This window comes from Vibrio sp. V12_P9A6T4 (genome assembly GCF_963874835.1).
In the GTDB taxonomy this organism is placed as follows: domain Bacteria; phylum Pseudomonadota; class Gammaproteobacteria; order Enterobacterales; family Vibrionaceae; genus Vibrio; species Vibrio anguillarum.
The window spans coordinates 37,381-61,412 of the sequence record NZ_CAWNJO010000126.1; the positions used below are offsets into that span (position 1 = coordinate 37,381).

Consider the following 24,032-nt stretch of genomic DNA (forward strand, 5'->3'; position numbering starts at 1 on the left):
ACAAACGAGACGACTAACAACACTTTCCAATGCACTGAGAAAAATCAGCCGCAATGGCGTGAATACAGTCTCAAAGGAATGAAATTATGGACATCTTGCTCTCTATACTTGGTTTTCTCACCGTGTTCGGTGTGTGCCTCTACCACCGAATGTCACTTTTTAGCGCATTAGTTGCGCTAACGGTAACCATGGTAGTTCTTACCCTGCTGGATTACACCGGGGTGATTGGATGGTTGCTGTATTTAGCGGCTATCGCTTTATTAGCCGTTCCCTCTATCCGTCAAAGCGTGATTAGCGAAAAAGCATTAACACTGTTCAAAAAAGTGCTACCTGCAATGTCACAAACCGAAAAAGAGGCATTAGATGCAGGAACCGTTTGGTGGGAAGCTGAACTGTTTAAAGGCAAACCGAACTGGAACAAACTGCACAAAATTGCAGCGCCGACATTAAGTGCACAAGAGCAAGCCTTTATTGATGGACCAGTCAACGAAGTGTGTGCCATGGTTAGCGATTATCAAGTTACGCATGAATTAGCCGACTTACCTCCTGAGGTTTGGCAATATTTAAAAGATCATAAATTCTTCGCCATGATCATTAAAAAACAATACGGCGGCTTGGAATTTTCAGCTTATGCACAATCCATTGTGCTACAAAAGCTAACGGGTGTATCTGGAGTACTTTCATCCACCGTTGGTGTACCGAACTCTTTAGGCCCGGGCGAACTTTTACAACATTATGGTACTGAAGATCAGAAAAACCATTACCTGCCACGTTTAGCGGAAGGTAAAGAGATTCCCTGCTTTGCATTAACCAGCCCAGAAGCGGGTTCCGATGCAGGTTCAATTCCTGATTTTGGCGTGGTATGTAAAGGGAAATGGGAAGGAAAAGAAGTGTTAGGGATGCGCCTAACGTGGAACAAGCGCTACATCACGCTCGCCCCGGTTGCAACCGTATTAGGCCTAGCATTCAAACTGCGCGATCCTGACGGCTTACTTGGGGATAAGACAGAGCTTGGCATCACTTGTGCGCTCATCCCAACCCACTTAAAAGGAGTTGAAATTGGCAATCGCCACATGCCATTGAACGTTCCATTCCAAAATGGTCCGACACGTGCTAACGACTTATTTGTGCCGCTTGATTTCATTATTGGCGGACCAAGCATGGCAGGACAAGGCTGGCGTATGCTTGTAGAGTGTTTATCGGTTGGACGTGGTATTACGTTACCTTCTAACTCGACGGGCGGAATTAAAACTGCAGCGCTAGCAACAGGAGCTTACGCTCGGATTCGTCGTCAATTTAAGCAACCAATTGGCCATATTGAAGGTGTCGAAGAGCCATTAGCACGTTTAGGTGGTAACGCTTATGTGATGGATGCGGCGAGCAATTTAACCGTAGCTGGTATTGATCTGGGCGAAAAACCCTCGGTCATTTCCGCTATAGTCAAATACCACTGTACCCACCGTGGTCAACGCAGCATTATTGATGCAATGGATATCGTGGGCGGGAAAGGCATTTGTATTGGTCCTGCTAACTTTTTAGCTCGCAGCTACCAAGGTGCACCGATTGCCGTAACCGTCGAAGGGGCCAATATTCTGACTCGCTCAATGATCATCTTTGGTCAAGGCGCTATCCGTTGTCATCCTTATGTTTTAGAAGAAATGAACGCCGCTTATTCACAAGATTCTGATGCCGTTGAGAAATTTGACGCCGCTCTTGCAGGTCACGTCAGCTTCACCATGAGTAATCTTGTGCGCAGTATTTGGTTTGGTGTCACCGATGGTTTGGGTTCATCTGCACCGACTAATGATGCAACCAAACGCTACTACCAACAACTAAACCGTTACAGCGCTAACTTAGCACTGCTTTCTGATATTTCGATGGCTGTATTGGGAGGCTCTCTCAAACGTAAAGAGCGCTTGTCAGCACGCCTTGGCGATATTTTGAGCCAACTCTACCTCAGTTCTGCCACACTTAAGCGTTTTGAAAATGATGGTCGTCCCGTGGAGGATCTTCCTTTGGTTCATTGGGGTCTACAAGACAGTTTGAAGCAGACGGAAGTCGCCATTGATGAATTCTTAGCCAACTTCCCGAATAAAGCGATTGGTAAGGTACTTCGTATATTGTTGATGCCGATTGGTCGAGTACGCAAAGCACCTAGTGATAAATTAGATAGCCAAGTTGCGCAGATCCTGCAAACACCGAGTGAAACTCGTTCACGCATCGGTCGCAACCAATATCTCGCCCCAACGGCGCATAATGCGGCGGGTAAGATTGAACAAGCACTGGACATCATTTTACGTGCAGAGCCTTTGTTCGATAAAGTGTGCAGCGTCACCAATCAACGCCGTCCATTTTTGCGTTTAGATGAAGTGGCCGCCATTGGCTTACAACAAAAAATTCTAACCGAACAAGAAGCACAGCTATTAACGGAAGCTGAGGCTCATCGTTTGTATACCATTAATGTCGATGATTTTGCGCCACAGGAACTGGCCGCAAAGCCTCAATATCCGGCAATAAATGATGTTGCGTAAGTCAATCTATTGAATGTCAAAGGGCGCTTTAAGTGCCCTTTTCTATGACTAGAATACAGAATCAAGAGGTTGCCAACTCGGCAACATCCCTTGTTATTTCTTCGGCATATTCAACTGTAATTCGGGTTGCAACGTCTTTTTCGCTTTAATCTTACGCATCACAAACCACGCCAAAAGCCCAATCAATATCGCACCAATATTACCAATAACAATGAACATAATACTGCGACTCGTTGCCTCTTCTCTCATCTGAATAATAAGTTGCTCCTGTTCAAGCCTACGCTGCTTAATCTCTTCTTCCATCTGCAAACGGCGAGTCTCCTCAATGTTAACATCATCCACCACGCTGTAAGTACGCTCTGAAAGTGGGAAATAAAGTGGGCGCTGGCTAGCGAGCTCTGTCGCATACAACTTTCCAGACCAACGATAGTTACCGTTGTCTCCATTGTATGGAATTTCTAAACTTAACTTTAGCGCCTCTTTTTCTGACTGCCCCTCAGTAATAAAGATATCATCATAAATATTCGCATGTTCGACATGGGCAACGATGGAGCCTGGGGCTATCATTCCTTGCTCACCCGAAAAAACAATTTGGTGCGGCGCGCCATCTACTCGGGACTGGATAAAGGTAGTCGACACTGGCGTAGGGTAAACTAACACTTCTTGCTCTTGAGCGCGTAAAAATACACCGTTACCAGAAGTGATCCTAACACGGTATTTACCCGGCACTGGAGTGATAGGTAACGCAACCGTAAATACACCATCACCAGGACGTTCATCTAAACCACGTCCATCATCAGCAAATTCACCAATCACTTCCGGTAATGGACGCGCTTCTTTGATCAGTTCTTCTTCATTTTCAACGAACTTAGTAAAAGTCACTTTTAAGTTGACTCTATCGAGAAAGTCTCTCAACAATAAAGGCTTACCGTCGGAGGTTAAGCGAGCTGTAAATTTTAATTCTTCACCATGATACAAACGGCTAGGAAATACATCTGTATCCAATTGCAAGTGTGAGATTAGCTTAATGCTATTTTGTGGCGAAACCTTTCCTATAGCCTGCCAAGGGCCAGGCATTGGCTTATCAATTGAAATGATATCCATTGTGGGTTCTTGATACCAACGCATATTCTCATCGTACCGCCACGCGTAATATTTCTTACCATCTGGCCGCACAAGCACCACTGGCTGAGATGACTTTTCGCGATACACGACAAAAGTAATTTGTGAAATGGTTGGATCCACTCGAAAACGATTATCGAGCAGCGACATCGAGGAGGGATTTGCCGCAAAAACGCCAATACTCCACATCAGCGCAGCAATAGCCACCATTATCCTCAACATATTTTCTCCTACTGACGCCAAAGGCAACTTCCACTCTTTTCGACTAGATCCAATCTTTCTTGGTGTGCTTGTAGTTCATCGGCACAAGCATGTAAAACCTTTAGCTTTTTCCGACCTGCGACAGCTCGTTTTATTGACTCTCCTCCCACACTGCCATCACTGCGCGTTCCAGCATTAAATTGTAAAGAGGTTTGCCCACCTGTCATCAGCAGATAAACGTCTGCTAATATCTCCGCATCAAGCAATGCACCGTGCAAGGTACGATGTGAGTTATCGATACCATAACGATCACAAAGTATATCCAAATTGTTGCGTTTGCCGGGGAAAATACGCTTTGCCATAGCAAGCGTATCGGTCACTTTGCAATACTGCTCCGTCTTACCGATTTTAGCGTCGAGCTTGCGAAACTCGTAATCCATAAAACCGACGTCGAAGGGAGCGTTGTGCGCCACCAGCTCAGCTCCCTTGATGAAATCTAAAAACTCTTGATGCACATCGCGATATTGCGGTTTGTCCATCAAAAACTCATCGGTAATACCGTGGATCTCGATCGCTTCTAACTGAATCTCACGATCGGGTTTCAGGTAGACATGGAAGTGGCGGCCTGTCAGCTTGCGGTTGATAATTTCAACGGCACCGATTTCAACAATGCGGTGTCCTTCATAGTGAGGGCCGCCTTCACGGTTCATACCCGTGGTTTCCGTATCGAGAACGACGATACGTTGGGATTGGGAATTGCTGCTAGTATTCATAAGGATATGTATGTAAGACTATGCCAATAATGTGCGTAACCTAATAGTATCAAATCATGACAAAACAGGTGGAAATTTTCACTGATGGATCTTGCTTAGGTAATCCTGGCCCGGGTGGTTATGGGGTTGTCCTTCGTTACAAAGAAACCGAAAAAACGTTAGCCAAAGGCTACCGACTCACCACTAACAACCGAATGGAAATGTTAGCGGCAGTGGTTGCACTGCAAACACTGAAAGAGCCATGTAATGTTATTCTCACCACAGACAGCCAATACGTTCGTCAAGGTATTACTCAGTGGATCCACAACTGGAAAAAACGCGGTTGGAAAACATCGGATAAAAAACCAGTGAAGAATGCCGATTTATGGCAAGCACTTGATAAAGAAAGCGCCCGCCACACCATTGACTGGCGCTGGGTGAAAGGCCATGCGGGTCATCGTGAAAATGAAATGTGCGATGAATTAGCACGCAATGCAGCAGAAAACCCAACCGAAGACGATATTGGGTATCAAGCATCCGAATAAGGGTCACAGGCCTTATCTTGGTTCTGAGTTGATAAACGGTAGTTCAGGCTAACTGGCGAAAGACGCCGTTTAAAACGCCAATGAGGTTTAATCGGTTTCAAGGGATAAGTACGTTTGCGCGCTACGATGAAATATAGGCTACCAAATGGAGCGGCCCAGTCGCCAATACCATTTTCCAACCACGCCCACATGGGTTGATATTTTTGCATCGGGAAAAGGGCATATTGGTCACAGTCAATCACTTGATAGTTCAAGACACTCAGCCAGTCCTTAATCCGGTTAGCGGTAAACATACGACCGCTCCAAGGTAAGTTATGTTTTCGCCAAGGCATCAAACTTGCGATCCCCGTAAAACTGATTGGATTAAACCCCGTAATAATGATGTAGCCATCATCCATCATCACGCGATCAACTTCGCGTAAGATACGGTGCGGATCGCCACAATAATCCAGTTGGTGCGCTAAAATGGCCACATCAAAACTCTTTTCAAGAAAAGGCAGTTCGTAGCTATCGGCAATCACCGTATGGAGTGGGTTTTCAATATCAAGATGAACTTGGTGTTGAATATTGCAGTTGCAACTGGCAAGCTCACAACTCAAACCACCGAGCTTAAGCATATGATAGCCAAATAATTTAGAGCACCATTCATCAAGCCGAGTCTGAATAGAATCACTAACCCACTGGCCATTTTTAAGTTGGGACCAAGAATGAGGCTTATCTAATTTTTTTTCGCTACGCGCAGGCTTCATCGATAACCTATTTCACCTCGGTGATTGGAGATACTCATGTTACAGATCAAAAGCATACCCGCATTTAATGATAATTACATCTGGCTGATCCAAAATAGCGATCAGCGTTGTGCTGTGGTCGATCCCGGTGATGCAGCACCAGTGCTTGAGTACCTCTCGAAGCATCAATTAACGCTCGAAGCAATATTAATTACCCACCATCACCATGATCACATTGGTGGTGTTGCAGAACTGGTTCGCCAGTTTCCCAGCATTAACGTTGTTGGTCCCGCTCATGAACCTATTCCTACCTTAACGCACGCGGTTGAAGCTGGCGATCAGCTAGAACTATTCGATGAAATCTTTATGGTGCTTGATCTCGCAGGACACACAAAAGGTCACATTGGCTATGTCGGTGACAATAAACTGTTTTGTGGCGATGTACTGTTCTCCGCAGGGTGTGGCCGTGTTTTTGAGGGCACAATGGAGCAAATGTTTACGTCACTGTGTAAACTTGCCGCATTGCCAGAAGAGACTGAGGTCTATTGCGCGCACGAATATACCGCAAGTAACGTCGCATTTGCTTTAGCCGTTGAGCCCGATAATGACCAACTTCAACAGTATCGAGATACCGTCAACCGGCTCCGAGCCCAGCAGAAATCGACATTACCGACCACGATCCGCCAAGAAAAATGGATCAATCCATTTTTGCGGACCCAGCAAGAGAGTGTGATGAAATCCGTCGCGAATCGTACTCAACAAACCGATCCTCTATCAATTTTTACCGCGTTACGTGAGTGGAAGAACGAATTTTGACGATTTGCTGCTTGTCATAGCAATAAAGTGCCAAGTATTATCAGCAGCCATTAAGTCAAAGGGCTGAGATAGATGCGATTTCAATTTAGCTGGGTGATGGTGCTCTTGTTAGCGGGGTGCCAAATCACTCAGCCAACAGACCAAACAACAGCGCCAAATGCCAAAGAGGCAAATAGCCCTCAGATTCAGACACAAAAAGAGATGGCTAAACAAAAGTCGTCATCTGCAAAAAAGACAACGCCGAAAGTGATCACGCCACAAGAGCAAGCGGACGTATGGCAGCGCATCGCAATGCAGTTGTCGATGGATATCCCAGATCATAAATCAGTGAATTATTATCGAACTTGGTATCTTAAACACCCTAATCACCTACAAACTGTTGCCGAGCGAGCAAAGCCATTTCTTTACCTTATCACTGAGAAAATTGAGCAGCGCGGCTTACCACTTGAGTTAGCACTCTTACCTATTGTTGAAAGCTCGTTTGATGCCTTTGCCTACTCACACGGTAGCGCTGCGGGGCTGTGGCAATTTGTGCCGAGTACGGGAGAGATGTATGGCCTAGAGCAAAATTTTTGGTATGACGGAAGACGAGATGTAGACGCCGCCACCGATGCGGCTTTGGATTATCTCACTGCATTAAATAAGCGTTTTGATGGTGATTGGAGCCATGCGATTGCCGCCTATAATAGCGGTGGTGGGCGGATCTCTAGCGCGATTCGTAAAAATCACAAGGCTGGTAAACCAACCGACTTTTTCTCACTCGATTTACCCGATGAAACCACAGGCTACGTCCCTAAATTACTCGCACTGGCCGATATTGTTGCCAATCAAGAAAAATATGGCATTGAAATCCCAGCGATCGCTAACAAACCAGTGTTAACGTTAGTCGACCCTCAAGAACAGCTTGATCTTGCCATTGCCGCCAATTACGCCGGAATGAGCGTGAAAGAGTTGCAAAGTTACAACCCGGCTTACAATCAATGGGCGACCTCGCCGACGGGACCTCATCAACTGCTTATCCCAGTAGATAAAGTGGAACGCTTTGCTCAGAAAGTTGAAGAGAATCGCGGTAAGGGGATGAAATTAGTACGCTACAAGGTAAAATCCGGCGATAGCTTGAGTGAGATTGCTCAACAGCACAATACCACCAGCAAAGTAATTCAGACGGCCAACAATCTCAATGGCAACGTCATTCGCGTTGGGCAGTATTTAATGATCCCAACATCCGTAAAAGACGAAAAAGCATACGCACTCAGTGCCAGTAACCGCTTAGCAAAAACGCAAGCGATGGCCCGTGGTCAGTATAAGCTGTCTCATACGGTAGCCAGAGGTGATAGCTTATGGAGCATTGCCAAACAGCACAATGTTTCCCATCAGTCCTTAGCAAAGTGGAACGGTATGGGGCCAAGAGACACGTTGAAGATTGGCCAAAAACTGGTCATTTGGAAAAATAGCAGTGAGGGTGCCATCATTCGCACCGTCTTTTATCAAGTGCGTAGCGGCGATACACTCAGCGCCATCGCTAATAAGTTTAAAGTCAAAAGCCTCGACATTGTAAAATGGAACGAGCTTGCAAACCAAAAGTACTTAAAGCCGGGTCAAAAACTCAAGCTCTACGTCGATGTCACTAAGGTCAGTGTATGAATCCTTCCAGTAACCCGTTAATCATGTTGGTGGATATTTTCCGTTCCCCCACGTCTTGTTTTTTAGCCCTTTATCAACGCGGCATGTGGGGTTGGCAACCTTATCTCTTTTTAATCCTGAGTCCCTTTCTATTTTGGGGGGCTTATTTTGACGTGGTTAACCTTGAATGGTTAAAAGCTGGGCTCTCGGCGCAGTTGGCTATGATCAACCCCGCTCAGCTTGAAATGTTAGATGCCAACACCTTGATGGCCAGCGAAATTATCAGCGATGTGGTAGGCCGCACGCTAACGATTTTCATGTTGGCATTGTGGTTCAATTTGGCGACCAAGCAGAGCCAACATCAGCACGGTTTCTGGCGTTGGTTTGCCGCAAGTGCTGTCATCACTTTCCCAGCCGTGTTGGGTGATCTCGCCAGTTACGCGAGCTTATTACTCAAACATGGCCACGTGATGACTTACGCTGCTGACCTTAATAGTTTAAATGGCCTAATTAAGTTGCCACTGACTAATGATTGGTCTCAATTTGCCAGCTCCTTCCCACTGCTTTTGCCTTGGTACATCGTACTTGGCTACGCGGCGGTGGGCGCATGGACAGAGCTTGAACGCGGCCAAGCTCTGGTGATTTCGGCGCTGCCTTGGATTGGCTATTACCTGATTTGGGCGCTGTACATCGCCATCAGCTAGAAAGTGGTTATAAACTAAAACTCGCCAATAGTGGGTTATGATCAGAAGCGTCCGTTACGGGCGCTTTTGCATTGAGTAGTGTTAAACCGCGATAAAAAAGATGATCAAGCACCAAGCCCGTTACAAACTGAACACGGTGATCGGGTTCGAACGACACGTCCTTCAAACCCACACGATTTAATGCAGCGATTAATGTGTCCATTCTTGCTTGACTCCAGCTATTAAAATCGCCACCGACAATCACCGGCCCTTGATGTGTTTTTAATCGAACGAGTAACGCTTCCAGCTGATTGGCATACTCTTGCGTTCCATAGGTAAAGTTCACTGCATGCAGGTTTACAACCGCCAGAGTCTGACCATCACTTAAACGATACAGGGCGTAAATCGCCGATTTGGGTAAGCGTAACCAAGGCTCTAATTCGGTGTAAGCACACGCTAATACTGGCATCTGCCTGCCAAGATTTAACACTCCGGCTGATTCACCAAAAACACGAAAAGCATCCGCTTGTGTCCCCCCCCACTGCTTTTGGCTGATCCACTCTTTCAATGACAAGCTCATGCTCGCTTCTTGTAGCAACACCAATTGGGCATCTTGGCTGAATTTATCCAGCTCACTTTGCCATGTTGCTCTATTTTGTTTATAGATATTCCAAACCAGTACATTAAGCTGACCACGCACATCAATTGCGCGAGCGTTTGGATTATCGTAACAAATCAGTGGAGATGAAGCGTTTTTCCCATCAATAGTCAACAATTGCGGCGTTGAAGGAATAGTAAAAATAGAGAAAAAACTAACCACAGCCGCGGTAATCAGCAACAGCGGCAAAACAAGCAGATATTTTCTTTTCATAACGTTCAACAAAATTGGTAAGGATGTATTAATAAAGAGACAAAAAAGGAGCCATTGGCTCCCTTCTTCTCGGTGTACGGCTAAATAGCGTCTTCGTCTTCTTCACCGGTACGAATTCGTACCACTCGTTCAATATTGGTAATAAAAATTTTACCATCACCAATTTTTCCCGTTTGTGCCGTCTCAATAATGGTGTCAACGCAGCGATCAGCGACATCGTCAGTCACCACAATTTCAAGCTTCACTTTAGGTAAGAAATCCACCATGTACTCAGCGCCACGGTACAATTCAGTATGCCCTTTCTGACGACCAAATCCTTTTACTTCAGAAACAGTCATACCCGTGATCCCAACTTCAGCTAACGCTTCGCGGACGTCATCAAGTTTAAATGGCTTAATAATGGCTTCGATTTTTTTCATGTTCATCCCTTACACTTTCGTCAATTGGTGGCATTATCTGCTAGCAAAAAAAACAATCAATAAAAAGCCCAAGCAACGCCTGGGCTGATTGAAACCCGTTCACTGTCTTTACTTAAGACTTGCGAAATAGGCCGCTAAGTTTTCAATATCGGCATCACTGAGCATTGCCGCTTGCGCTTGCATTACGACGGCTAAACCACCATTACGCTCTTTATTCTTGTAGGCTTTAACTGATGAGATAAGGTATTGCTCATTTTGCCCTTTTAGATTTGGGTATCCCGGAATAAGGGCAATCCCGTCTGCGCCGTGACACGCCGCGCAGATAGCTGCTTTGGCTTGCCCTGCGGCTGGGTCTCCAGCAAACGCGCTTCCCGCTAACAACGTAAAACCCATAACTATTCCAATCGCGACTTTTTTCATTGCTCCACCTTTATGTCCATATTCATTGTATGTTTTATACGAATTTTGCATGAAAAGCGTTCATTTGTCCCAGATGAGTTCACAATCTTGCCCACTGAAGTCACGATCAACAAATAAATTTGCAATCGCAACCACTTGATTCCGATGCATCAATATTGGCGTTCTTCGTCGTAACCAACTCGGCACGCCATACTCTTGGAACAATTTTTTTAGCTTTCGACTTCCCACTCGTCCGACAGGGCATGCTGCCAGCCCTTCAGGATTAAACGTAACGCTTAATTGATGGCAATCATCAGGCAAGGCTATTCCCTTGCTAGCACCATGAGACGATAACCTCAGATTTCCTAGTCCATCAGGCAAGGTTAATGATTGATCGGGCACAATCATCGCCTGCCAATCTGAAATGTCTTGATAAGTTTGGATGCAATATAGCTTTTGGTCAAAGCGGCGGATCTCACTTTGCCCTAGTTTAAGCCGAGGATTCGCATCAATACGCGCAGACGCCACTTGTTGCCAAATCATCGCTAAATGTTCTTGAGTCGGCATTGGCTCCCCCAATTGAGCAAGCCACATTCTTAGCAATTGATAGCGTGCTAATTCGCTGCGATGAGAAAGCGCGGTAATTGATAAACTACCATCAGGCATTTTTGCCTCTTGCATTGCCTCTTGTAGCAGCTCTTCAAGCAACACCTGCTGCTGAGCACACAATGTCGCACTACGAGCAACCGCTTGGTGAATATGCGGCCAGCGCTGCGTAAGAACTGGCGTGATGTGATGGCGGATAAAATTACGATCAAAACGGGTATCTTGGTTGCTTTCGTCCTCGACCCAATCCAAATTCTGGGTTACGGCAAAGCTTTCGATCTGTACGCGAGTCGCCGCAAGCAAAGGACGGACGATTTTCCCCGCGCCAAATGGCATCGCTTGTGCCATCGAAGAGAGTCCTTTGGGTCCACTACCACGCTTTAACGCGAGCAAAAATGTCTCGATCTGATCATCGCTATGCTGTCCAGTTAGCAACAAATCGTCAGTGTTAATGTATTTCGCTAAAACTTGGTAACGCGCCGTACGCGCCAATGACTCCACACTTTCACCGCTAGCGGTATCGAGTTGCACCCGTTCAATAAAAAAAGGGATCGCGGCGTGTTGGGCCCAGCGCTGGCACTGTTTGGCCCACTCATCGGCATGTTGACTTAATCCATGATGAACATAAACAGCGCAGCACTCACAGGAGGTTTCGTCACGATATTGCGCCAATAGTTCAAGCATCGCCCGCGAGTCCATGCCACCACTAAAACCCAAGACTAATTGGCTGCTTGCTAAGCGATGACGATTGATAACGTGTGAAAATAGCGAATAAAGTTCAGACATGGGTTTTCAGCGCTAAGAGGAATTGATGCCAGTTTACCTTGAAACGCGCCAAGCAAACCAGTCCTGAAATCGGGCCGATAAAAAAGGGCTGGACAGAATCCAACCCTTTTTATTTACTGTTTAGCAGTAGCCGTAGTTCATCAAACGTTGATAACGACGAGCCAATAATGCTTCTTCATTCAGCGGCTCTAAATCAGCAAGCTGTTTTAACAGTGTTGCTTTCATATTGGCGGCCATTTGTATTGGATCGCGATGCGCGCCACCTAATGGTTCTTCGATAATTTCATCAATCAGCTCAAGCTCTTTTAAGCGAGGAGCGACTAAGCCCATCGCTTCAGCCGCTTGCGGCGCTTTATCTGAATCTCGCCACAAGATTGAAGCACACCCTTCTGGCGAAATTACCGCGTAAGTGGAATATTGCAGCATGTTCACGTAGTCACCCACGCCAATCGCCAAAGCACCACCAGAGCCACCTTCACCAACAACATTACAAATTACAGGCACTTTCAAGCCTGACATCACTTTTAGGTTTGTAGCAATCGCTTCAGATTGGCCACGTTCTTCAGCGCCAACACCAGGATAAGCACCTGCGGTATCAATGAAAGTAATAATAGGCATACCAAAACGTTCAGCCATTTTCATTAAACGCAGTGCTTTACGATAACCTTCTGGTTTTGGCATTCCGAAGTTACGTCTTACTTTCTCTCTCGTTTCACGTCCTTTTTGGTGACCAATCACCATCACCGGACGTCCCTCTAAACGAGCAATGCCGCCGACAATCGCTTTGTCATCAGCAAAAGCGCGATCACCAGCCAACTCGTCAAACTCAGTGAAGACATGGTTGATGTAATCAAGCGTGTAAGGGCGTTGTGGATGGCGTGCCAATTGAGCTACTTGCCATGCCCCTAAATCACCAAAGATTTTCTTCTTAAGCTCTAAGCTTTTCTTTTCTAGCTGTTCGATCTCTTTGTCGAGATCAACGGACTTATCACCACCATGGCGAGACACGTCGCGTAGCGCCTGAATTTTAGCCTCAAGTTCAGCAATTGGTTTTTCAAATTCTAGAAAATTTAGGCTCATCTACCGATCCTTTTATACTCAGCGTTCAACATATTTGACGCCAAATTTTAGTTAAATTCGAGTTCTACCTGATCTTTGCCAAGTAGCTGTTTCAATTCGTCTAACAATGTATCACTTGGGGTTACACGCCACTGCGTACCAAGAGTGAGTCGCACTCTCGCCTCTGCGCGTTGGTAGTATACATTGACAGGTATAGTCCCTGCTCGGTGAGGCTCTAAGATCTGACTAAAGCGCTCAAAAAACTGGCTGTCTATCTGTGATTGTTCAATCGATATCGACAAGCCACGGGCATATTTTTCACGCGCACTGCCCAAGTCCATGACTTCGCGCGCCGACATTTTAAGGCCACCATTGAAGTCATCAAAGCTGACCTGTCCAGAAATCACTAAAATTCTATCTTTTTCTAACAGCTCTGCATACCGCTCTAACGCATCAGAGAATAACATCACTTCCATACGTCCTGAACGATCATCTAACGTCATGATACCAATCCGCGTGCCACGCTTGGTGGTCATAACTTTAGCCGCAATCACTAACCCCGCTAAAGTGACGGATTGATCGCGTCGCGTTGGCGTGGCATCTTTTAGTCGACAACTGGTGTACTTCGCAAGTTCCTTAATATGTGCGTTTATTGGATGCCCGGTCAAATAAAGGCCTAATGTATCGCGCTCACCTTCAAGCCAAACTTTCTCAGGCCACTCGGGGACTTGCGTATATTTATGTTCTACTTCTTCTGGCGCATCAGTCAATACACCAAACATATCAACCTGACCAAAGGCTTCAGCTTGGTGGAATTGGCTGGCCGCTTTCACAGCATCATTTAATGAGGCCATCATGGCAGCACGGTGTGGGCCTAAACGATCCAAAGCACCCGCATAAATAAGCTTTTCAATCACACGCTTATTGACTTTTTTCAGATCAATTCTGGCGCAAAAATCAAACAAATCTTTAAAATAGCCGCCTGCTGTGCGCGCTTCTAAAATCGCTTCAATCGGCCCTTCACCCACACCTTTGATCGCGCCAATACCATAGACAATCGCGCCATTTTCATCGACGTTAAAGCGGTACAAGCCGGCGTTAATATCCGGTGGTAACACTTTAAGATTCATGCGTAAACATTCATCCACTAAGCCAACCACTTTTTCGGTGTTGTCCATGTCGGCCGTCATTACTGCCGCCATAAATTCGGCTGGGTAGTGGGTTTTTAACCATAAGGTTTGATAAGAAACCAGAGCATAAGCCGCAGAGTGCGATTTGTTAAACCCGTAACCGGCGAATTTTTCTACTAAGTCGAAGATTTTCATCGACAATTCGCCATCCACGCCGTTTTTTATCGAACCTTCTTCAAAAATCGCCCGCTGCTTGGCCATCTCTTCTGGCTTTTTCTTACCCATCGCACGGCGCAGCATATCCGCGCCGCCGAGTGTATACCCGGCTAGGACTTGGGCGATCTGCATTACTTGCTCTTGGTACAAGATGATGCCGTAGGTTGGGTCTAAAATTTCTTTTAATGACTCATGTTGCCATTTTTCATCTGGGTAGGAGATCGCCTCTCGGCCATGTTTACGGTCGATAAAGTTATCCACCATACCCGATTGCAAAGGCCCAGGGCGAAACAGGGCCACTAGTGCAATAATATCTTCGAAGCAGTCTGGCTGGAGACGTTTGATCAGATCTTTCATGCCGCGCGATTCTAACTGGAATACCGCGGTGGTTTCAGAATTTTGCAATACACGAAATGAAACTGGGTCTTCTAACGGGATAGCTTCAATACGAACCGGATCTTTGCCTTCTCGTTGTAAGCGCGGGTTAATCAGCCCTAGCGCCCAATCGATAATGGTTAAGGTGCGTAGACCTAAGAAGTCAAACTTGACCAAGCCTGCGGTTTCAACATCATTCTTATCAAATTGAGTGACGGGGAAATGCCCTTCAGCATCCGCATAAATCGGCGAAAAGTCGGTAATTGTGGTTGGGGAGATCACCACTCCACCCGCATGCTTACCGGCGTTACGCGTGCAACCTTCTAGAATTCTGCACTTATCAATCAGCTCTTTGACGTCTTCGTCATTGTTGTACAGCTCAGGTAACGCGGGTTCAGCCTTGAACGCCTTTTCGAGTGTCATTCCTGGATCTAGTGGAATAAGCTTTGAAATGCGGTCGACAAATCCAAAAGGATGACCAAGCACGCGTCCCACGTCACGAATGACCGCTTTGGCAGCCATAGTACCAAAGGTGATGATCTGTGATACCGCATCACGACCATACATTTCAGCAACGTGATCAATAACTTGGTCACGTTTATCCATACAGAAATCGACGTCAAAATCGGGCATTGAAACCCGTTCTGGGTTCAAGAAACGTTCGAAAAGTAAATCATATTGTAGTGGATCTAAATCAGTGATTTTGAGCGCGTAGGCCACCAATGAACCCGCACCCGATCCGCGCCCCGGTCCCACCGGAATATCGTTATCTTTTGACCACTGGATGAACTCCATCACAATCAAGAAATAACCGGGGAATCCCATGTTATTAATCACTTCGAGCTCAATTTGCAGCCGTTCATCATATTCAGGGCGACGTTGTGCGCGAACCTCAGGATCGGGGAACAGAAATTCAAGACGCTCTTCAAGGCCTTCTTGTGATTTCATCACCAAGTATTCGGTTTCTTTCATTCCTTCCGTTGGGAAGGCGGGCAAGAAATATTCCCCCAAACGGACGGTAACATTACACCGTTTGGCAATCTCAACACTGTTTTGCAGCGCTTCAGGAATGTCCGCAAACAGCTCACACATTTCCGCTTCGGTGCGCAAATATTGCTGTGGGCTGTAATTTTTTGGCCGACGAGGATCTTCCATGGTATAGCCATCATGAATCGCTACTCGAATTTCATGCGCTTCAAAAAACTCTTCGCTGAGAAACACCACTTCATTGGTTGCAACGACGGGCAGATCGTTATTTTCAGCCAATTCTAGAGCAAAGTGCAGATAGCTCTCTTCGTCGGCTCGCCCTGTGCGAGTCAATTCAAGGTAAAAACGATCGACAAAATGAGTTTGATAAAACTCGACACATTTATCGACTAACGCCTGATTACCTTTAAGCAGTGCTTTGCCTATTTCACCACTTTTTCCACCCGAAAGCACAATCAAGCCTTCGGCATATTTCACTAGCCACGCTTTATCAATCACAGGTAGGTGTTGCACATGACCGCGTAGATAAGCATCGGAGATCAGTAAGGTCAGATTTTTGTAACCAACATTATCACTCGCTAGAACCGTCAGCTTGGTGAGCTCATCACCAAACTCCTCGGATTGCATGACAAAATCTGCACCGATAATCGGCTTTACCCCACAGTTATGAGCGGTACCATAAAATTTGACCAAACCACATAAGTTCGTGAAGTCAGTCAACGCTACGGCAGGCATCCCCATCTCGGCCACTTTTTTCACAAGCGGTGGCACTTTGGACAAGCCATCGATCATAGAAAAGTCGCTGTGGACACGAAGGTGGACAAACTTTGGTTCTGGCATGCAATAAAATCCTAGATGCTAGGTTTGGTACAAGATTTGGCGGTTATTCTACGCGAATCTGCTCGTGGCTGACACCCGCAATTAGTCAATTCCAAGCACACGTTTCACTGGCTTAAAACTTTTACGGTGCTCTGCGATGACGCCATGCTGTTCGATCGCGGCAAAATGCGCTTTAGTTGGATAGCCCTTATGTTGAGCAAAGCCAAATTGTGGGTACAATTTATCGAGCGCTTCCATCTCTTTATCGCGTACCACTTTGGCAATGATTGAGGCGGCGCTGATTTGCGCCACACGCATATCACCCTTGACGACTGCGATACCATGCATCGGTAATTGTGGGACACGGTTGCCATCAATTAAAGCCAAATCAGGTTGAATCGCTAGACCTGCAATCGCGCGTTGCATCGCCACCATAGTCGCTTGAAGAATATTAAGCTCATCAATTTCAGCTGGTGAACAGCGGCCAACAGACCAAGCGAGCGCCTTTTGTTGAATTTCAGGAAAAAGCGCTAGGCGTTTTTTTTCTGATAACTTTTTCGAGTCGGCCAAACCTTCAATCGGATTATTCGGATCCAAGATTACTGCGGCAGTCACTACGTCGCCCACTAATGGACCTCGACCAACTTCATCCACTCCTGCAATCAAAACATAGCCCTTAGGGTATTCAAAAGGAGTCAGTGTTTGTTCTGCCATCTTGTCTATTTTCCTCTCGTTATTTTTCAATCGCTCTTTTTAATCGTTAACGGTTAATCAAGCTTAAAACCGCTTTGGCGGCTTGTTGATCGGCGCCTTTGCGGATCCAGTGATGCATTTCAGTAAAACGTTCAATTAAAGAGGAATTATCACGGCTGAGCATGCTATCGACCGCAGGAAACAGATGTTGTGGGTCGCATTCATCAAGAATGAACTCAGGAACCAGTTCTTCTCCGGCTAAAATATTGGGCAGTGAAACAAATTCGGTTATCGCAAGCTTCTGAACCAACCATCCGGTGAGCCAGTTCACTTTGTATCCCACCACCATCGGCCGTTTGAGCAACATGCATTCCAGTGCGACTGTGCCAGAGGCAAGCAGCACAGCATCTGCAGCCGTGATGACATTACGCGCGGTGTCTTCAATAATAACAAAATCGAGCTCTGGGGCGATCTCCTGCCAAATGGTTTCAAACTGCTGTTTACGTTTGGGATTGACGGCAGCTACCACAAAACCAATATCAGGGTATTTCTGTTTGATTTGTCGACATGTTTCAATAAATGGCTTGGCAATTAAACCGACTTCTCCCCCTCGGCTACCGGGTAGCACAGCCAGCCACTGTTTATCTGTCTCTAATTTCAACAGTTCACGAGCGGCGATTTTATCGGGTTGCATTGGAATGGCATCGGCCAGTGTGTGGCCGACAAATTCGCACGCAACCTGATACTTGTCGTAAAACGCTTTTTCAAACGGAAGAAATGCCAGCACTAGATCGGTCGCCGCATCGATTTTAAAAATACGTTTGGGACGCCATGCCCATACAGATGGGCTCACGTAGTGGACGGTTTTGATGCCCGCTTTTTTGAGATCAAGCTCTAGTCGTAAATTAAAATCTGGTGCATCAATACCAACAAACACATCCGGCGGATTGGCTTTAAAATACTTCACCAACTGCGCTTTAACTTTCAGTAAACGCGGTAAGCGGCCAAGCACCTCAACCAGACCCATCACGGCTAGCTCTTCCATATCAAATAAAGATTCACAACCTTGAGCAATCATTTTAGGGCCACCAATACCGACAAATTGTGCATTGGGGTATTGCTGCTTGATGGCTTGAATAAAGCCTTCTCCTAATGTATCGCCAGAAAGCTCTCCGGCAACAATACCGATTCTTAGGGGATTTTCATGTGAGTGCATATCGTTTCCTAACAGAATCCGCTCAGCCGTTATGCGGCGTCAAAAAGACAAAAGATCGCTAAACAAGTAGCGATCTTCGGATATTAATCAAAACTCAGTGGCGAACTAACGAATAATGCCACGCTCAGTTTTTTCTAGTAAATCAGTAAAACGCTGAATCGATGGGTACTCTTTCGCCATCTCAACCAATATAGGTAAGACCTCTGCTTGCGTTTTACCTGATCGGTAAATCTCTTTATACGCTTTTTGTAACGCGCGAATTTCAGCTTTTTCAAAACCATTTCGCTTCAAACCAACAAGGTTAAGGCCAAATGGTGAAGCATGGTTACCTTGTGCTAACACGTAAGCAGGGACATCTTGCACCACAGCAGAACAACCACCGATATAGGCATAAGCACCAACGCTACAGAAAGGATGAATCGCCGATAACGCCATAACACCGGCATAATCACCGACCGTCACATGGCCGCCAAGAATTGCGTTGTTACCAATGTGCGTATGATTACCAACAATCACATCGTGCGCAATATGGGCATTCACACACAATAGGTTGTCGTTGCCAACAACTGTTTGTGTTTTATCTTGCATAGTACCACGGTGAATTTGCACCGCTTCACGAATAACATTGCGATCACCAATGACGACTCGTGTATCTTCACCACCATACTTCTTATCTTGGTTCTCTTCGCCAATGACGGCGTGAGGGAAAATACGGTTCTCTTCACCAATGACGGTGTTTCCTTTGATGACCACATGCGACATCACTTCCGTACCTTGGCCAATGCTTACCCCAGAGGTGATGTAAGTAAATGGACCAACCGTGACGTTAGCTCCGATGATAGCGCCATCTTCAACCACCGCACTTGGGTGGATTTGTGCAGTTTCATGAATCATATTAAAACTCTCTACGAGCACATTTCATTTCAGCTGAACACACAACCTCACCATCAACTTTCGCTACGCCATTAAACAACGCAATACCACGACGCTCTTTAATGAACTGCACTTCGATGATCAGTTGGTCGCCAGGGCCTACAGGTTTACGAAACTTCGCATTATCAATACTAGCAAAGTAATACAATTCGTTATCTTTCGGTGCACCAAAGGTTTTGAATGCTAATAGGCCCGTTGCTTGTGCCATTGCTTCTAAAATCAGTACACCTGGAAAAATAGGTAACTGCGGAAAATGACCAGTGAACTGAGGTTCATTAACTGACACATTTTTCAAGCCAACAAGGTATTTGCCTTCTTCAAAGTCAATTACACGGTCAATCAACAGAAATGGGTAACGGTGAGGAAGCAGCCTCTGAATTTCAGTGATGTGCATCGTTTTCGTTTCAGTCGTCAAAGTCATATTCCTATACAGTAAAACTTTCAAAAATTATTTGGCATTATAGACGAAAAAGACTCGCAGTTGGCGAGCCTAATCGGGAAAAAGTAGAATTAGGATTCCGCTTCCTGCTCTAAGTACTTTTCAAGTGCTTTAAGTCGCTTGTGCATATCTTCGATACGGTGAACGCGAGCGGCAGTTTTACGCCATTCTTTGTTCGGTTGCAACGGAATACCAGAAGAGAACATGCCTTTCTCGGTGATGCTACGCATTACCATCCCCATGCCAGTAATGGTGACCCCATCGACAATCTCGATATGGCCATTGATGACAGTACCACCACCAATAATGCAATATTTGCCTATGTGGGTGCTGCCAGCAATGATGGTACCGCCAGCAATTGCAGTGCCGTAGCCAATACAGACGTTATGTGCAATCTGTAATTGGTTATCGAGAATGACGTTATCTTCAATAATCGTGTCATCTAATGCGCCACGATCAATTGTCGTGCAGGCACCGATTTCAACTCGATTACCGATCCGGACTGTGCCAATTTGCGGAATTTTAATCCACTCACCTTTCTCATTGGCATAGCCAAAACCATCAGAACCAATCACGGCACCTGACTGAATAAGGCACGCCGAGCCAATTTCCACTTCGTGGTAAACGCTGACATTTGCCCACAACTGGGTGTTAGCGCCAATTTTGGCGTTTTTACCGATGAAACAGCCGGCACCAATGGAGACGTTATCGCCCAGTTGCACGCCCGTCTCAATGACCGCGTTTGCACCAATAGAAACGTTCTGCCCTAGCTGGGCATCCGGTGCAACAACCGCAGAAGAGCTGATATCACTCGCAGGTCGCGGTGTCGTGTCCAGCGCTTGCGCCACCTTTGCAAAAGCAACGTATGGATCAGCGACGACCAATACATTGGTTGTACACAATTCACGTTCACTAGCCTTGACCATAATCACCGTTGCGCGGCATTGACCAAGGTGTTTGTTATATTTGGGATTAGAGAGGAAAGTTACGTAACCTTCCTGCGCCTTATCCATAGGTGCGACAGCGGAAACTGTCGCAGAGCCATCACCAAACAGCTCTCCCCCGGTGATGGTTGCCAATTCGGCTAAAGTCAGTTTTGCCATAATAATATTATTTTAGTTGTTTAATTACTTTCTCTGATAGGTTGTAGTCCGGCTTACCATATTGCATAGCTTGCACGTCAACAACGATGTCATAACCTTCTTTTTCCGCAACTTTCTTCACAGCGTCTTGAATCACCATGAAGAGTTTTTGCTTCTCTTCACTCTCACGACGCGCTGAGGCTTGCTCTAACGCTTGCGCTTTGATTTTGTACTTGCTGTCTAATTGACCAATTTCAATACGCAGCTTCTCGATCTCATCTTGACCTAGCAGTTCGCCATCACGTTTAAGTTTTTCAATTTTGGTTTTTGCTTCAGCTTGAATTGACTGTAGCTCTGCCCCTTTATCTTTAAACTCTTCTTGTAATTTTTGCAGCACAACTTCTCGTTGAGGTAATGCTTGGAATACTTGCGCGGTATTAATGTAACCTACTTTCTGCGCCGCCTCAGCGGCTTGCGCAAAAAATGATGAACTCAGTACAACTAGGCCCAATCCTGCCGCTTGAATCGCTTTTTTCAAAATACTTTCCTCTAATTAGAATGTTCTGCCGATCGTGAAAGTGAAGAACTCTTCATTATCACCTTCATAAATTTTAATAGGTTTGGCAATTGAAAATACCAATGGCCCCATAGGTGACATCCACTGTAGTGCCGCACCATAAGAGGAACGGTAATTCATTGGATCTGAGTAATCGTAATAATACTGATCACCATAACCGAGTTTCCCATCTTTGTAATCGAACTCGGTATCCCAAACGCTGGCCATATCGAAGAAGATGCTGGTGCGAATTTGGCTACGAGTTTCATCAGAGGCAAATGGCGTCGGTACAATCAGCTCTACACTGGCTAGCGCGACCGCGTTACCACCGACAGAGTCATCTGTTGCGCTATAGCAGCGGTTGTTGCCACCATTATTGCCATTACAGCCTGTCGCATCGTTATAAATCGCTTTCGGTCCAGCCGAGTTAGATCCAAAACCACGCAAAGTGGTAAAGCCACCTGCATAATAGTTTTCATAGAATGGGAACAAGTTATCGTTACCATCCGTTTTCCCGTAACCATTACCATACCCTAAGCGTCCTCTTAGCAAGATTGAAAACTCATGTTTTTTGGTTAATGGGAAATACTGGCGAACATCGTACTGCGCTTTGAAATACTTTACGTCTGAACCCGGCACGGTCATCTTGTAGAAAGCGCGTTGGTGATTCCCCGCCGTTGGGAAAATGGTTCGGTTTAAATTATTGCGCGTCCATGAGATGTTGACGTCAAAGTCATTGGTGATCAAACTGCCATCATCGCTACGATTACTCGCTTGAGACTGTAAGAATTGACTAACTTGCACATACTCATCGATATTACCGATCTTGTTGTGCGTGTAACCGATACCGAGGTCAAAACGGTTTAATTCGTCAAATGGGAAACCCCACGTTAAACTTGTGCCGTAGCTTTCATTGGTATAATCAACAATACCAGCTTCAGAAGCCTCAAACTGGTTATAGAAAATCTTACCACCCAAACTGACACCATCAAGGTTCCAATAAGGATCACGGTAATCTAAACTGATGTTCTTTTGATAATCGTTCATCATGGCATTGATGCCAACTCGATTACCTGAACCAATGAAGTTGTCTTGCTGTAAACCAACCTGAAAACTCACGCCTGATTCTGTACCATAACCGACACCGAAGTTAACACTACCTGAGTTGGCCTCTTTAACGTTGTACACCAGATCGACTTGGTCTTCACTGCCAGGTACACGTACGGTTTGCACATCCACTGTTTCAAAGAAGCCAAGACGGTTCAAACGGCTCTTACCCGTATCAATCGCTTTAGAGCTCAGCCAACTGCCTTCCATTTGACGCATTTCGCGGCGCAAAACTTCATCTTTGGTTGAGTTATTACCGACAAAGCGAATATCACGGACATAGATACGCTTACCCGCTTCCACATGAACAACCAAGGAAACTTCTTGCGTTTCATCATTAAATTCTGGGATGGTTCGAACTTGAGGATAAGCATAGCCAGCTTCACCCAATACTCGTTTTACATCTTCTTCAAGCTTGGTCACCAGTGAGCCGTTATAGGTTTCCTCGGCTTCAAACGGGATCAAAGCGGTAAATTCAGCCTCTTTGCCAATCAGCTCTCCGCGGAATTTAACGTCTTTGATTTTATAAGGCTGACCTTCGCTAATGCCTAAAGTGATATAAACGCCTTTTTTATCAGGAGAAATAGCAACTTGCGTGGAATCGACTTGAAACTTTAAGTAGCCACGGTCGAGGTAGAAAGAGCGCAAAGCTTCAATATCAGCGGCTAAAACCTGCTTTTGGTATTTATCATCAGAGAGGAAATTCCACCACGCCACATCGACATTTAAATTGAAGCGTGACAGTAAATCTTGGTCACTAAACACTTCATTACCAATAAAGTTGATTTGCTGGATTTTCGCAGAAACCCCTTCACTGAACACAAATTTAAGGTCAGCACGGTTGCGAGGTAAAGGTGTCACCACCGCTTTTACGGTCGCGTTGTACTTACCCACGCTGTAGTAAAAATCTTCCAACCCCTTTTCAATATTGCTCAAGGTCGTACGATCAAGCGCCTCACCGATGCGGATATTGGATGCATCAAGATTCTGCTGCAACTGCTCTTCTTTGATCGCTTTATTTCCAGAGAAGGAAACACTTGCAATGGTTGGACGTTCTTTAACCTGAACGATCAGAACGTTGTTGTCTCGTAATACTTTGATGTCTTCAAAGTTGCCCGAAGTGTAAAGTGCTTTGATAATATCCGCGACATCTTGTGCATCAACGGTATCGCCAATTCGAACGGGCATTTTAAGCAATGCAGCGCCGAGCGCAACGCGTTGAAGCCCTTCAATTTGAATATCCTGCACTACGAAATTCTCGGCACTATGTGCTGAGAGGCTGGTTGCCAATAGTGTCGCGAAAAGGATCTGTTTCATTGCCATATTTATTCTTGTTAT

The 24,032-nt window shown here is 45.7% G+C and carries 21 protein-coding genes; 5 read left to right on the forward strand and 16 right to left on the reverse strand.

Annotated features, from left to right (window positions below; translation table 11 throughout):
* Positions 1-86 precede the first annotated feature (86 nt).
* Positions 87-2,531 carry an acyl-CoA dehydrogenase FadE gene (gene fadE / locus AACQ42_RS17270; RefSeq protein ID WP_094166223.1) on the forward strand — a complete coding sequence of 815 codons (2,445 nt, stop codon included), beginning with the start codon at positions 87-89 and terminating at the stop codon, positions 2,529-2,531.
* A gap of 93 nt (positions 2,532-2,624) precedes the next feature.
* Here fadE and AACQ42_RS17275 read toward each other — a convergent pair whose 3' ends face one another.
* Positions 2,625-3,875, reverse strand: coding sequence for a TIGR03503 family protein (locus AACQ42_RS17275; RefSeq protein ID WP_176429725.1), 1,251 nt, complete (start codon positions 3,873-3,875; stop codon positions 2,625-2,627).
* A gap of 8 nt (positions 3,876-3,883) precedes the next feature.
* Positions 3,884-4,627, reverse strand: coding sequence for a DNA polymerase III subunit epsilon (gene dnaQ, locus AACQ42_RS17280; protein WP_017049706.1), 744 nt, complete (start codon positions 4,625-4,627; stop codon positions 3,884-3,886).
* A gap of 56 nt (positions 4,628-4,683) precedes the next feature.
* Between dnaQ and rnhA the strand changes: the two genes are divergently transcribed.
* Positions 4,684-5,151, forward strand: a complete 468-nt coding sequence (gene rnhA, locus AACQ42_RS17285) for a ribonuclease HI (RefSeq protein ID WP_013856228.1) — start codon at positions 4,684-4,686, stop codon at positions 5,149-5,151.
* On the opposite strand, the gene AACQ42_RS17290 is transcribed toward rnhA, so the two are convergent.
* Positions 5,136-5,900, reverse strand: a complete 765-nt coding sequence (locus tag AACQ42_RS17290) for a methyltransferase domain-containing protein (RefSeq protein ID WP_013856227.1) — start codon at positions 5,898-5,900, stop codon at positions 5,136-5,138. The genes rnhA and AACQ42_RS17290 overlap by 16 nt on opposite strands.
* A gap of 36 nt (positions 5,901-5,936) precedes the next feature.
* Between AACQ42_RS17290 and gloB the strand changes: the two genes are divergently transcribed.
* The 3 genes from gloB to AACQ42_RS17305 all read left to right on the forward strand — a co-directional run bounded on the left by gloB (position 5,937) and on the right by AACQ42_RS17305 (position 9,022).
* Complete coding sequence (gene gloB / locus AACQ42_RS17295) at positions 5,937-6,695, forward strand: hydroxyacylglutathione hydrolase (protein ID WP_026027910.1); 759 nt, start codon at positions 5,937-5,939, stop codon at positions 6,693-6,695.
* A gap of 72 nt (positions 6,696-6,767) precedes the next feature.
* Entirely contained in the window at positions 6,768-8,339 is a 1,572-nt protein-coding gene (locus tag AACQ42_RS17300; protein ID WP_094125185.1) for a lytic transglycosylase, read from the forward strand.
* Positions 8,336-9,022: a YIP1 family protein gene (locus AACQ42_RS17305; RefSeq protein ID WP_013856224.1), complete on the forward strand. Its 687-nt coding sequence runs from the start codon at positions 8,336-8,338 to the stop codon at positions 9,020-9,022. The genes AACQ42_RS17300 and AACQ42_RS17305 overlap by 4 nt, the downstream gene beginning before the upstream one ends.
* Positions 9,023-9,029: 7 nt before the next feature.
* On the opposite strand, the gene AACQ42_RS17310 is transcribed toward AACQ42_RS17305, so the two are convergent.
* From AACQ42_RS17310 to bamA, 13 genes are all read right to left on the reverse strand, one after another.
* On the reverse strand, positions 9,030-9,872 hold the full coding sequence (locus AACQ42_RS17310) for an endonuclease/exonuclease/phosphatase family protein (protein ID WP_176429726.1): 843 nt from the start codon (positions 9,870-9,872) through the stop codon (positions 9,030-9,032).
* A gap of 80 nt (positions 9,873-9,952) precedes the next feature.
* Entirely contained in the window at positions 9,953-10,291 is a 339-nt protein-coding gene (glnB, locus tag AACQ42_RS17315) for a nitrogen regulatory protein P-II (RefSeq protein WP_010320105.1), read from the reverse strand.
* A 108-nt stretch (positions 10,292-10,399) separates the two neighbouring features.
* Positions 10,400-10,711 (reverse strand): c-type cytochrome, encoded by a 312-nt coding sequence (locus AACQ42_RS17320; protein ID WP_026027913.1) that lies wholly within the window; start codon positions 10,709-10,711, stop codon positions 10,400-10,402.
* Between the two features lie 60 nt (positions 10,712-10,771).
* Positions 10,772-12,082, reverse strand: coding sequence for a tRNA lysidine(34) synthetase TilS (gene tilS / locus AACQ42_RS17325; RefSeq protein WP_094166225.1), 1,311 nt, complete (start codon positions 12,080-12,082; stop codon positions 10,772-10,774).
* Positions 12,083-12,202: 120 nt separating this feature from the next.
* Positions 12,203-13,162, reverse strand: a complete 960-nt coding sequence (accA, locus tag AACQ42_RS17330) for an acetyl-CoA carboxylase carboxyl transferase subunit alpha (RefSeq protein WP_013856219.1) — start codon at positions 13,160-13,162, stop codon at positions 12,203-12,205.
* 47 nt (positions 13,163-13,209) lie between these two features.
* The gene (gene dnaE, locus AACQ42_RS17335; protein WP_094166226.1) at positions 13,210-16,689 is read right to left on the reverse strand and encodes a DNA polymerase III subunit alpha; all 3,480 of its coding nucleotides are present in this window, start codon (positions 16,687-16,689) and stop codon (positions 13,210-13,212) included.
* 81 nt (positions 16,690-16,770) lie between these two features.
* Positions 16,771-17,382, reverse strand: coding sequence for a ribonuclease HII (gene rnhB / locus AACQ42_RS17340; RefSeq protein ID WP_026027914.1), 612 nt, complete (start codon positions 17,380-17,382; stop codon positions 16,771-16,773).
* 46 nt (positions 17,383-17,428) lie between these two features.
* The gene (lpxB, locus tag AACQ42_RS17345) at positions 17,429-18,577 is read right to left on the reverse strand and encodes a lipid-A-disaccharide synthase (RefSeq protein WP_094166227.1); all 1,149 of its coding nucleotides are present in this window, start codon (positions 18,575-18,577) and stop codon (positions 17,429-17,431) included.
* 105 nt (positions 18,578-18,682) lie between these two features.
* Entirely contained in the window at positions 18,683-19,471 is a 789-nt protein-coding gene (lpxA, locus tag AACQ42_RS17350) for an acyl-ACP--UDP-N-acetylglucosamine O-acyltransferase (RefSeq protein WP_010320113.1), read from the reverse strand.
* Between the two features lies 1 nt (position 19,472).
* Entirely contained in the window at positions 19,473-19,904 is a 432-nt protein-coding gene (fabZ, locus tag AACQ42_RS17355; RefSeq protein WP_026027636.1) for a 3-hydroxyacyl-ACP dehydratase FabZ, read from the reverse strand.
* A gap of 116 nt (positions 19,905-20,020) precedes the next feature.
* Positions 20,021-21,052: a UDP-3-O-(3-hydroxymyristoyl)glucosamine N-acyltransferase gene (gene lpxD / locus AACQ42_RS17360; protein WP_013856213.1), complete on the reverse strand. Its 1,032-nt coding sequence runs from the start codon at positions 21,050-21,052 to the stop codon at positions 20,021-20,023.
* A 7-nt stretch (positions 21,053-21,059) separates the two neighbouring features.
* Positions 21,060-21,569, reverse strand: coding sequence for an OmpH family outer membrane protein (locus AACQ42_RS17365; protein WP_013856212.1), 510 nt, complete (start codon positions 21,567-21,569; stop codon positions 21,060-21,062).
* Positions 21,570-21,584: 15 nt separating this feature from the next.
* Positions 21,585-24,017 carry an outer membrane protein assembly factor BamA gene (bamA, locus tag AACQ42_RS17370; RefSeq protein WP_094166228.1) on the reverse strand — a complete coding sequence of 811 codons (2,433 nt, stop codon included), beginning with the start codon at positions 24,015-24,017 and terminating at the stop codon, positions 21,585-21,587.
* Positions 24,018-24,032: the final 15 nt, after the last annotated feature.